Here is an 8,803-nt window from a genome sequence, read left to right on the forward strand (position 1 = left end):
ATTCCCCTATGAGCCACGACACCACGAACCGTCCGCGCATGGCCGCGACCTATGCCCCCGGCACGGTACGCGCCCGCCGCTGGCATGGCGATAGCGACGTGCGGGGCTACCGTCCGCCTCGCGGCTGGACAGCCCGTGCCGACCTGACCGACCTACACCCCATCACGGGCCGCGCCTTGCCGCGTGCCGTGTGGTGGATCATCGAAACCAAAGAATAGGGAGCAGCTCCGCGCCCAAGCCGTTCCGTCTTGGGCGCGGGGAATGCCAAAAATCCGGGCGCGGCGGTGGCCGCGCCCGGTTTCAAGGCTCAAAGCCAAAACGCCCCTTTACCGCCTTCGGTCAGGCGGCAAAGGGGCCGCGCACAAGTCGCTTTTTGCGCAAAAACCATTGAAGCCATGCAAGTGCAGCGGCGCACGCGCCGCCGACATTCCGACAGCACCTCGCCGCAATGGGCGGCGCTTGTGGGGCTACGCCCCGGCTTGCTGCGGCAGGTTGCACGAAAGCGTGCCGTGCTCGACGCTGGCGGTTCGTTGCCTGTACGTCACGAAGGACGGTTCACCGACACACCACCTGGCCTCGATGTGGAGCTTCCACGCCACGCATCAAGCATGTGGCCGCAAGTTGTGGCAGGAGCGCTCGTACCTTGTTGCTGGGGCATTGACCTGGCCGCGTCAGGGAACAAGCCGGTGAGGTTGTCATACGGGGATGCCGAGTCGGTCATGTCTCCATTCGGGAGAGGCGACCCGTGCGTCCTTGGCTTGTCGTGAATCCTGGCGGTGGCGCGGCTGCGCATTGGGCTTTATGACCGCAACATTGCGGCGAAAACAATTTCCCCTACGCTGCGCGCATTCCTCGCGGGACAAATTCTTTTCGCCTCCAGGTTCTCCACGTTGTTGCGACCGCTCCGCGGTGCGGCCAGCCCATCCCCCGCCGGGCGGATCACAACAAGGACGCACTGGCGCGACCTTGTTCAACCCGAAAGGAGAAATCATCATGGCTAACATTGGCACCTTCACCGCAGAGAAAGACGGCTTCACCGGCACGCTTCGCACCCTGACGCTCAACGTCAAGGTCAAGCTGGTTCCCAACGACAAGGGTGACAACGAAAGCGCACCCGACTACCGCCTGCAAGCGGCTGGCCACGACATCGGCGCAGCGTGGAAAAAGACCAGCGAGGCCGGACGCCCTTATGTGTCCGTGACCCTTGACGATCCATCGTTCCCTGCAACGGTCTATGCCCGCCTGATCGAAGGCGAGGACGGCACGCACGACCTGATCTGGTCGCGCAGCAAGCCCAAGGCCGCCTGATAGTCGCTCACCGCGCCCCGCCCATTACGGCGGGGCACAACTCTATGCACGCATGACCTTATTCCAGTCGATGCTATGACCGGCAGCTTCAAGCTCACGCGCGAGTGCCTGTTTCCAGCCCCCGCCGCTATCCATCGTCTCCCAAACAACACCGGCGAAATCGCTTGGAATTTCCACCGCCCCGCGTTTGAGAGCACATACCTTGTCTCTGCCTAGGCGACCAATGAAGTACCCCAACTCCAAAAGCACATTCTGACGGGCTCTGGGCTCAGGTGTTCCTCCTTTTACGCAGCCCTCATCGTCTGGAGTAAGCAGAACTACTGCGAAACCAACATCACTGTGAGCAACCACTTTTTTCGATAATTGTTCGTCCTTGGTTAGCCTGTTCGTGCAAGATGACGGCTTCAAGCCCGATTCGCTCAAGAAATCGTGCCACTGTTTCACGAGCACCATCGTCGTGACCATGAACGATAAAGACTTTGCGCGAAAATTGAGCTTTTAACATGGTATCCGTGCTCCCCTTGGTCTGGATATAACTCTTGTAATCCCGCACAAAGGGAATGATTAGCTGGCCAGTAAGTGCGTGAATTCCAGCAATGACCTTTTTTCCGGAATAGAAAAAATGGTGTCCGAAATTGGTAGCGTAGCCGGGATCTGCCGCCAGCTTCTCGATTAAAAGCAACGTCAACCCCAGCGCCTGCTTGGGGTCGTCTGGCCAAGCAAGCTGGGCGCTTCCAATCATGCTGCCCCCAGACTTTTCACTTTCAGCGATGAACGCCTCAACGTCGAGACCTTCCGTGAGCTCGGCGTTGTATGGCTCAAGGTCGGGATGTCGTAGCAGTTGAGCCAATTTTTTTGAGAGGTCTTTCGTAAGTTTGAAGCTGTGAGGACTGCAAATCTAGAACTGCATTGTTTATTTCCGAGAATAAGTCTTTAGCCATCAATCATCCCCATCCGACTTCAATCTAGCTTCTGCCGCTTTTTCAAGAATACTCTCCCGATACTTTTCCTTCATTTGTTCTGCGAGAGGGCCAACGATAGGGTTCGAAGAATATTCTCCTAAGCGGTCGTCGATCATTCGATTGACCGATTGAATTGCGCCCTCAATGCTGGCGGGATCATTTGGATCAAAGTTTACGACCCCCAGTTCGCCGTCTAACTCACTCAAGGCGCGCTGCGCATCTTTCAGGTTTTTCTGAAGCTTATCCAGTCCGGTAATTTTGAACACGACTCACCTCCTTTTATTTATTCAGATGCTCGGAAAATGATGAAACTTCCCGAGCAATGTGATCCATCAGTTCGTGGGCGTTTTTGGGATCACTGCCTGCATACGCAAGGACCAGCAGCGTGAGTGGGTGAACATCCAGCACGGCACAAACATCTTCAATTTTATTCAATGTTGGGCTTTTCAGCCCTCGCTCCAAAGAGCTGAGGTAAGTTCGGCTGGACACATCCGAGAACGCCTCCTGGCTCAGGCCACGCGCCTTTCTGATCCGCCGTAGTGCATCGGGCAACGATGGCTTGAATGCTGTCATTCTGAACTTTCCCCAAAATCCAGAATGACAACCTGTTGCGCCCTATAGGGCTACAATCTATAGTGTTCATTTTTCCGTTTGTGCCTTTACTGAAATCCGCATTGGCGGCTTTCAGCAAAAGCGGAGAGCCTGATCCGTGTCTTTCCTGACTTCCGTGCATGTGCCTTCGTGCTTCTACGCTTTTGCGGATGCGTGGGCTTGCGCATCTGCGCTTTCGAGGGAATGCGGTAAAGCGTCCCTGATGTTTCGTGCATGCGTGGGAGTGCAGCCATGACCCCGCTCATCACCGCCGACGAGCGCACGCGCCTGCTGGCCAACGGCCAGGCCCGCGCTGCCGGGCAGGACACCGACCCGCAGCCCGTGGTGCGCCTGTTCACCCCGGATGCGCATGCCACCTGGCTGCTGGCTTCGCTCGACCCAGCCGATGGCGATACTGCCCACGGCCTGATCGGCTTGGGGATTGGCATGCCTGCACTGGGAACGGTGAAGCTGTCCGACCTGGCCGCCATCGTCGGGCCGCGGCAGCAGTCCGTGATGCGGGATCGCTATTTCCAGCCGGTGCGGCGGCTGTCGGAATACCTGCGGCTGGCCGAAGACAACGGCTCGATCACCGATTGAGGGCCACCGCGAAGCGGTGGCGCACTGTGTCTATTTCGGTCTGGTCTGTGACCCGTTCGGTCTGAATTGGCAGTGTTGCACCGAAGCGGTGCGTGCCAGATCGAAACGGTCATGATGCCTGGCGCGGGCTGCGGCAAGCTGACCGACGCGGCATGCCATTGGAGTGCGTTGCCGCCGTCGCACTCGGACGATTTCAGCAACGTATCGGAGTTCATCGGTCTTGACACTGCCAGTTTACGCTTCACCCATGACGTTTTGACGATGGCCTCGTAGCACGCCGTTTCGCCGTGGCGACGCATCCCCAGCACAGGGAGGTTGCCGTATGGCTGATCGCAGTGCCGAGCCGTGGTATGCCACGGCGGCCTATCTCTACGTTCTGCACTTGGATGGCCCGGCGCTGGCCTGGGAGTACCTGCGCCGTCATCCAGACTACCAGCGCGACTGGCTGCGCCGTCGTCGCCAACCGGATGCCGCCGGGCATTGGGGGCTGCGCCTGCTGGAAGATCCCGCCCTGGATGCGCGGGATGCACACCCGGCCTGGTTCCCCGATCACGATGCCGTGGTGCAGCTCTACCCGGATGCCGATCCGCCGCCCGATGCCTTGTGCTTTGCGTTCTGGAAGCTGCCGGGCCACAAACACCTGATCCATGACGGCAAGCGCCTGGTGCTGGTGGCACGCTGGCCCGGCTGCTGCCTGCGTTTCGTGCTCGCGCCAGGCTTGGCCGACGGCATGGCTTACGCCTATGCCATCCGGGCCTGCGTCGCACCTTGCGAACGCTATGCAGCCCTGGTGAGCGAATTGAACAAGATCGCCGTAGCCGCAGGTGCCGTACCTGCGGCGACCGTCCGGCCACGTCCGCCGCTGTCCGCATTGTTGGAACTGCACACGCTTCAGGCGCTGGACGCGACCCTGGCGGGTGCGTCCTTGCGGGAGGTGGCCGAAGGGCTGTTTGGTGTGGATGCCGTTGCCGCCGACTGGCACGCCGACAGCGCTTTGCGCGCCCGCGTGCGGCGGCTGGTGCGCCGGGCCAATGGGCTGATGCGCGGTGCTATCGCCGTCTGGCGCAACTTCCCCCCGTTCCGCCGCATGAGGGGGGACGTTTCGCATCCCCTGCAGAACGTCCCTGAGCAAGAACCCCAAGTTTCTTGAGACTGCCTCCATCCGGTCGCGCTGTGTGGCCGGGCTTTACCTACCGATGGAGGTACATCCCATGCGACCCGCTCCCTTGCGGCCTGCCGCCGTTCCCGCTGCCACACCCGCACACCCCCCAACGCTATCTCACCAACGATGAAGCTGCCGATTACCTGCGCCTGTCACCGCGCACGCTGGAGAAACAGCGCGTGATCGGCGGCGGCCCGAAGTTCCGCAAGTTCGGCCGCCGTGTGATGTACGCCGTGGCCGACCTTGATGCCTGGGCGGAAACGCGCAGCTTCGAGACCACTTCCGACCCCGAATATGCCGAGCACCACTCGGCTGACAGCCGTGCGCGCTGATCGGCGCATCGTCGGTGGCCATCGCCATGTTCCGCCCACCAGGGCACGCCTTGCCGCAGCGCGAACAGCTCGACCTGTTCCGCGCGCTGCCGGGCGACATGGCGCCGCGCGACAGCCAGGACTTGATGGCCTTTCCGTTCTTCTCGCTGGCGAAGTCGCGGCGCACCGCGCCGATCGATTTCCGCAGCGGGAGCATCACCATCCGCGTGGAAGGCACACAGGAACATGGCATCGCCACGATATGGGATGCCGACATCCTGATCTGGGCCGCCAGCCAGATCGTGGAAGCCCGCGACGCGGGCATCCCGACCTCGCGGCTGATGCAGGTGCGTCCCTACGAGATCCTGCGCTTCATCGGGCGCGGTACGTCGCTGCGCGACTACCAGCGCCTCAAGGCCGCGCTCGACCGGCTGCAATCGACCACGGTGGCCACGTCCATTCGAGAAACCACGGGAAGGCGATTGCATCGCTTCTCGTGGATCAACGAGTGGAAGGAGCTGGCCGACGCCAGCGGCACGCCGCTGGGCATCGAGCTGATCCTGCCGGACTGGTTCTATGCGGGCGTGGTGGACGCGGCCCTGGTGCTAACCATCCACCCGACGTATTTCCGGCTCACGGGCGGCATCGAGCGGTGGCTGTATCGCCTGGTGCGCAAGCATGGCGGCCGGCAGGAACATGGCTGGCAATTCGATTTCCAGCACCTGTACCGCAAGTCGGCAGCGTGGCGCGCTTCTACGACTTCGCCGCCGACCTGCGCGCGCTGGTGGCGCGGCAATCGCTGCCCGGCTACGTCCTGGGCATCGAGCGGATGCCTGGCGAGAAAACCGAACTGCTGACATTCCGGCCCGTGCCGCCCACGGCACGGGGATAACTGCGGGAAAACCTGTTAATTCACTCGTGCTATCAGGCAACAGAGGACTCGTGCTATCAGGCAACAAATCGTCGTGCTATCAGGCAAAAAAATCGGCTGCAAACCCGCGCCGTTGCTGGGTTTTCTCGCCCCTTAACTTCCCTAACAGTAAATACATAACTTTTAGTAGAAGCGCGCCGTTTCGGTGGACAACCGCCAAACGGCACGGCGAACCCCGTTTCGCAGGACAGGCAAAGCCCGGCTTTCCAGCAGGGAGGGCCGCGCCATGATCTTCGCGTTTCTCAACCAGAAAGGCGGTGTCGGCAAGACCACGCTCGCCACGCACATCGCCGGCGAGCTGGCGATGCGCGGCCTACACGTCATCCTGCTGGATGCCGACCCGCAGGGTTCCTCACTGGACTGGACACAGCGCAGAAGCCAGCAGGGCTTGCCACGGTTGTTCAGCGCCGTGGGCCTCGCCTGTGAAACACTGCACCAGGAAGCGCCAGAACTCGCCAGGCGGGCCGATCACGTCATTATCGACGGGCCACCCAGGATCGCCGCCTTGGCGCGCTCCGCGCTGCTGGCGGCCGAGCGCGTGCTAATCCCGGTGCAGCCCAGCCCCTACGACCTGTGGGCCAGCTCAGAAATGGTTTCGCTGATCCGCGAGGCACAGGTGTTCCGGCCGCAGCTAGCAGCGGCCTTCGTCATCAATCGGCGCGTCAGCACCACCATCATCGGCAGGGAAGCACGGCAATCGCTGGCCGAACAGCCGCTGCCCGCGCTGCGCTCGGAGATCCACCAACGCATCGTCTTCGCCGACAGCGTGGCCGCTGGCCGGCTCGCCCGCGAAACAGCGCCCGACAGCGCCGCCGCCCGCGAAATCACCGCCCTGGTGGACGAACTGCTGCAGTGGCCGTCATGAGCGACAACAGCAACCCACCCAACGGCAAACGCCCAGCCAAGCGGGTCGGCATCGGTGCGCGTCCGCCCGCCAATCCGCACGCCGAGGCGTGGATTCGCCAGGGTGACGCGGATGCGCTCAACAAGGGCGACCTTTACACCGCTCGCCTGACCCTCGACATCACGCCTGCCATGCGGGCACGCATCAAGGTGTCGGCCTTCACGCGGGGCGTGACCGTGGCCGACCTGCTGCGCGGCCTGCTGGAGCGCGAGTTTCCAGAACACCGCAGGGAGAACACACCATGACCGCATCCGCTTTGCCTGCCGCGAACGCGGCACCGGTTACGCCGTTGCCTGCGCTTTCGACACTCGCCGGACAGGCCGGCAACGTGCCGCTGACGCGCGTTTCGCTGGCCTACATCGAGGCCCGTTTTAAGCTCTACCTGCGCTTCGGAGAACCGGCGCGCACACTCCAGCTCGACCGTTGGCGGCGCTGCGCAGTGTTCCTGCCGGGCACGATGCTATGCCGCATCCGCTGGGAGGCAAACGACTACGGCACGATCCGCTGGCAGCTCATGATGATGCAAGCCGCCACGCCGCTCGATGCCGTACAGCGCATCCCAGGTGTGCAGCCAGGCGCGCGCCTGCTGCTGCACGCAGAAGGCGATGCCAACGTGCGCGCCGTGCTGGAACGCATCGACGCTATCGAAGCGCTGGGCATCGCCGCCATCGACGTGTCGCCCGCGTACTGGCGTACGCTGGGCAACCGTCTGGCGGCTCGCCTTGCGCTGCCCGAATACACTGCCGAGCGGCACGCCGCTTGGTTGGCCGGGAAGGTGCTGCCATGACGGCCCCGACCAACACGGGCAGCACGTCGGCCGTTGCGCCGCGTCCCCGCTTGCACCCACGTTCACGTATGCGCGCTCGCGTCGTCGTGGCGACACTGGCCGCCATCGGCCTCGCGGCGCTGGCCTGGGCGGCTTTCGTATCGCCGCTGCCGCGCCTGGCCTACAACCCGTCCGACAGTGTGGCGGTTGGCTGGTATCGCATCGAACCGTTCGACCCGCGCACCGCCTCGCTGCCACGTCCGCTGTCAGTGGACAGCATCGTGCTGGTGCCGCTGCCCAACAGGGCCGCCATGCTGGCCGCGCAGCGCGGCTATCTGCCAACGCGCGTGCCGCTGCTCAAACGTGTGGGCGCGGTCGCGCCACAACACGTTTGCATCGTCGCCGGCCAGGTTCGCATCGACGGCGTGCCTGCGGCCGCCGCGCTGCCTGCCGACCGGCTGGGCCGACCGCTGCCATCCTTGCAGCTTTGCCGCCGTCTCGAACCGGGCGAACTGTTCCTGTTGAGCGTGACCAATCCGGCATCGTTCGACAGCCGGTATTTCGGCCCGGTCAGCGCATCCACCGTGATCGGCGTTGCGCATCCGGTGTGGCTGGAGTCCCGCCCATGATGGCCGCCGACTCGCTGCACGTTGCCGTGCATCTTGTCGTGCCATCGGGCATGTCGTTCTCGCTGCTGTTGCCGTGTCGTCGCGCCTGCCGTACCGGTGCATCCGCACCGCACGTCGCGCTGCCTTCGACGCAGCCTTCCAACGTGCAGGCGCTTGCTTCGAACGCGCCCGGCCTGCTGTCTTCATGGCGTCAGTCCGCGCGTTCGCCGGCGCGCTGGCTGCTCCCGCAGCAGCGCCGCCGGGCCGACGATGCCCGGAGCGACAGCGAAGGGCAAAGGCGGAAGGCAAGACAAAAGGACGCGGCACCAGGCCGCGTAGAAAGCCTGTCTGCACATGGGGGTGGCGCGGCACGGAGCGGCTTCGCCACCGTGCCGCTTGGGGCGCGAGGCCCGCGCCAATGCAGGCATGTCCCCGTGCTTCGCACGACAGGACACGCCAGAGCTTGCAGGGAGCGCAGCCATGACCGCCCGCCGCGACGACGATTTCCGGGTGCGTCCGAGCGCCCCGAAGAACCGGGGCAAAGGCCAGGGCCAGAGCTTCGTTTCCAAGGTACTCAAGCAGGCGGGCAAGGCCAGCGGCGGCAAGTCCTCGATGCGCCATTCCGCAGCCGGCGGCAGCGGCGCACGCGCCGGCCAGCGG

Annotated in this window: 11 protein-coding genes and 3 pseudogenes; 11 read left to right on the forward strand and 3 right to left on the reverse strand. The window is 63.3% G+C overall.

Annotated features, from left to right (window positions below; all coding sequences use genetic code 11):
• Nucleotides 1–8: 8 nt before the first annotated feature.
• Together NI18_RS18860 and NI18_RS18865 are read left to right on the forward strand one after the other, a co-directional pair.
• Nucleotides 9–218: a hypothetical protein gene (locus NI18_RS18860; RefSeq protein ID WP_028624810.1), complete on the forward strand. Its 210-nt coding sequence runs from the start codon at nt 9–11 to the stop codon at nt 216–218.
• A 775-nt stretch (nt 219–993) separates the two neighbouring features.
• Entirely contained in the window at nt 994–1,308 is a 315-nt protein-coding gene (locus NI18_RS18865; protein WP_028624809.1) for a DUF736 domain-containing protein, read from the forward strand.
• 334 nt (nt 1,309–1,642) lie between these two features.
• Here NI18_RS18865 and NI18_RS27460 read toward each other — a convergent pair whose 3' ends face one another.
• From NI18_RS27460 to NI18_RS23750, 3 genes are all read right to left on the reverse strand, one after another.
• Nucleotides 1,643–2,158 carry a TIR domain-containing protein gene (locus tag NI18_RS27460; RefSeq protein ID WP_306286529.1) on the reverse strand — a complete coding sequence of 172 codons (516 nt, stop codon included), beginning with the start codon at nt 2,156–2,158 and terminating at the stop codon, nt 1,643–1,645.
• Between the two features lie 90 nt (nt 2,159–2,248).
• Nucleotides 2,249–2,536: a hypothetical protein gene (locus tag NI18_RS18875; protein WP_028624774.1), complete on the reverse strand. Its 288-nt coding sequence runs from the start codon at nt 2,534–2,536 to the stop codon at nt 2,249–2,251.
• A gap of 13 nt (nt 2,537–2,549) precedes the next feature.
• Complete coding sequence (locus NI18_RS23750; RefSeq protein ID WP_028624775.1) at nt 2,550–2,843, reverse strand: helix-turn-helix transcriptional regulator; 294 nt, start codon at nt 2,841–2,843, stop codon at nt 2,550–2,552.
• A 270-nt stretch (nt 2,844–3,113) separates the two neighbouring features.
• On the opposite strand from NI18_RS23750, the gene NI18_RS18880 reads away from it, so the two are divergent.
• The 9 genes and pseudogenes from NI18_RS18880 to NI18_RS18920 all read left to right on the forward strand — a co-directional run.
• Nucleotides 3,114–3,461, forward strand: a complete 348-nt coding sequence (locus NI18_RS18880) for a DUF2958 domain-containing protein (RefSeq protein WP_028624776.1) — start codon at nt 3,114–3,116, stop codon at nt 3,459–3,461.
• 322 nt (nt 3,462–3,783) lie between these two features.
• Nucleotides 3,784–4,589, forward strand: a pseudogene (locus tag NI18_RS18885) (DUF2285 domain-containing protein).
• Nucleotides 4,590–4,672: 83 nt separating this feature from the next.
• A pseudogene (locus tag NI18_RS18890) lies at nt 4,673–4,955 on the forward strand (helix-turn-helix domain-containing protein).
• Nucleotides 4,956–4,981: 26 nt separating this feature from the next.
• Nucleotides 4,982–5,826, forward strand: a pseudogene (locus NI18_RS18895) (replication initiator protein A).
• Between the two features lie 265 nt (nt 5,827–6,091).
• Complete coding sequence (gene parA, locus NI18_RS18900; protein ID WP_028624780.1) at nt 6,092–6,730, forward strand: ParA family partition ATPase; 639 nt, start codon at nt 6,092–6,094, stop codon at nt 6,728–6,730.
• Nucleotides 6,727–7,014, forward strand: a complete 288-nt coding sequence (locus NI18_RS18905; protein WP_028624781.1) for a hypothetical protein — start codon at nt 6,727–6,729, stop codon at nt 7,012–7,014. The genes parA and NI18_RS18905 overlap by 4 nt, the downstream gene beginning before the upstream one ends.
• The gene (locus NI18_RS18910; RefSeq protein WP_009405767.1) at nt 7,011–7,556 is read left to right on the forward strand and encodes a DUF2840 domain-containing protein; all 546 of its coding nucleotides are present in this window, start codon (nt 7,011–7,013) and stop codon (nt 7,554–7,556) included. The genes NI18_RS18905 and NI18_RS18910 overlap by 4 nt, the downstream gene beginning before the upstream one ends.
• Nucleotides 7,553–8,164 carry a S26 family signal peptidase gene (locus tag NI18_RS18915; RefSeq protein ID WP_009405769.1) on the forward strand — a complete coding sequence of 204 codons (612 nt, stop codon included), beginning with the start codon at nt 7,553–7,555 and terminating at the stop codon, nt 8,162–8,164. The genes NI18_RS18910 and NI18_RS18915 overlap by 4 nt, the downstream gene beginning before the upstream one ends.
• Nucleotides 8,165–8,623: 459 nt before the next feature.
• Nucleotides 8,624–8,803: hypothetical protein (locus NI18_RS18920; RefSeq protein WP_037532256.1), on the forward strand; the 180-nt coding region annotated here is incomplete at its 3' end.

Source organism: Sphingomonas sp. Ant20, assembly GCF_000783375.1.
Lineage (GTDB): Bacteria > Pseudomonadota > Alphaproteobacteria > Sphingomonadales > Sphingomonadaceae > Sphingomonas > Sphingomonas aerolata.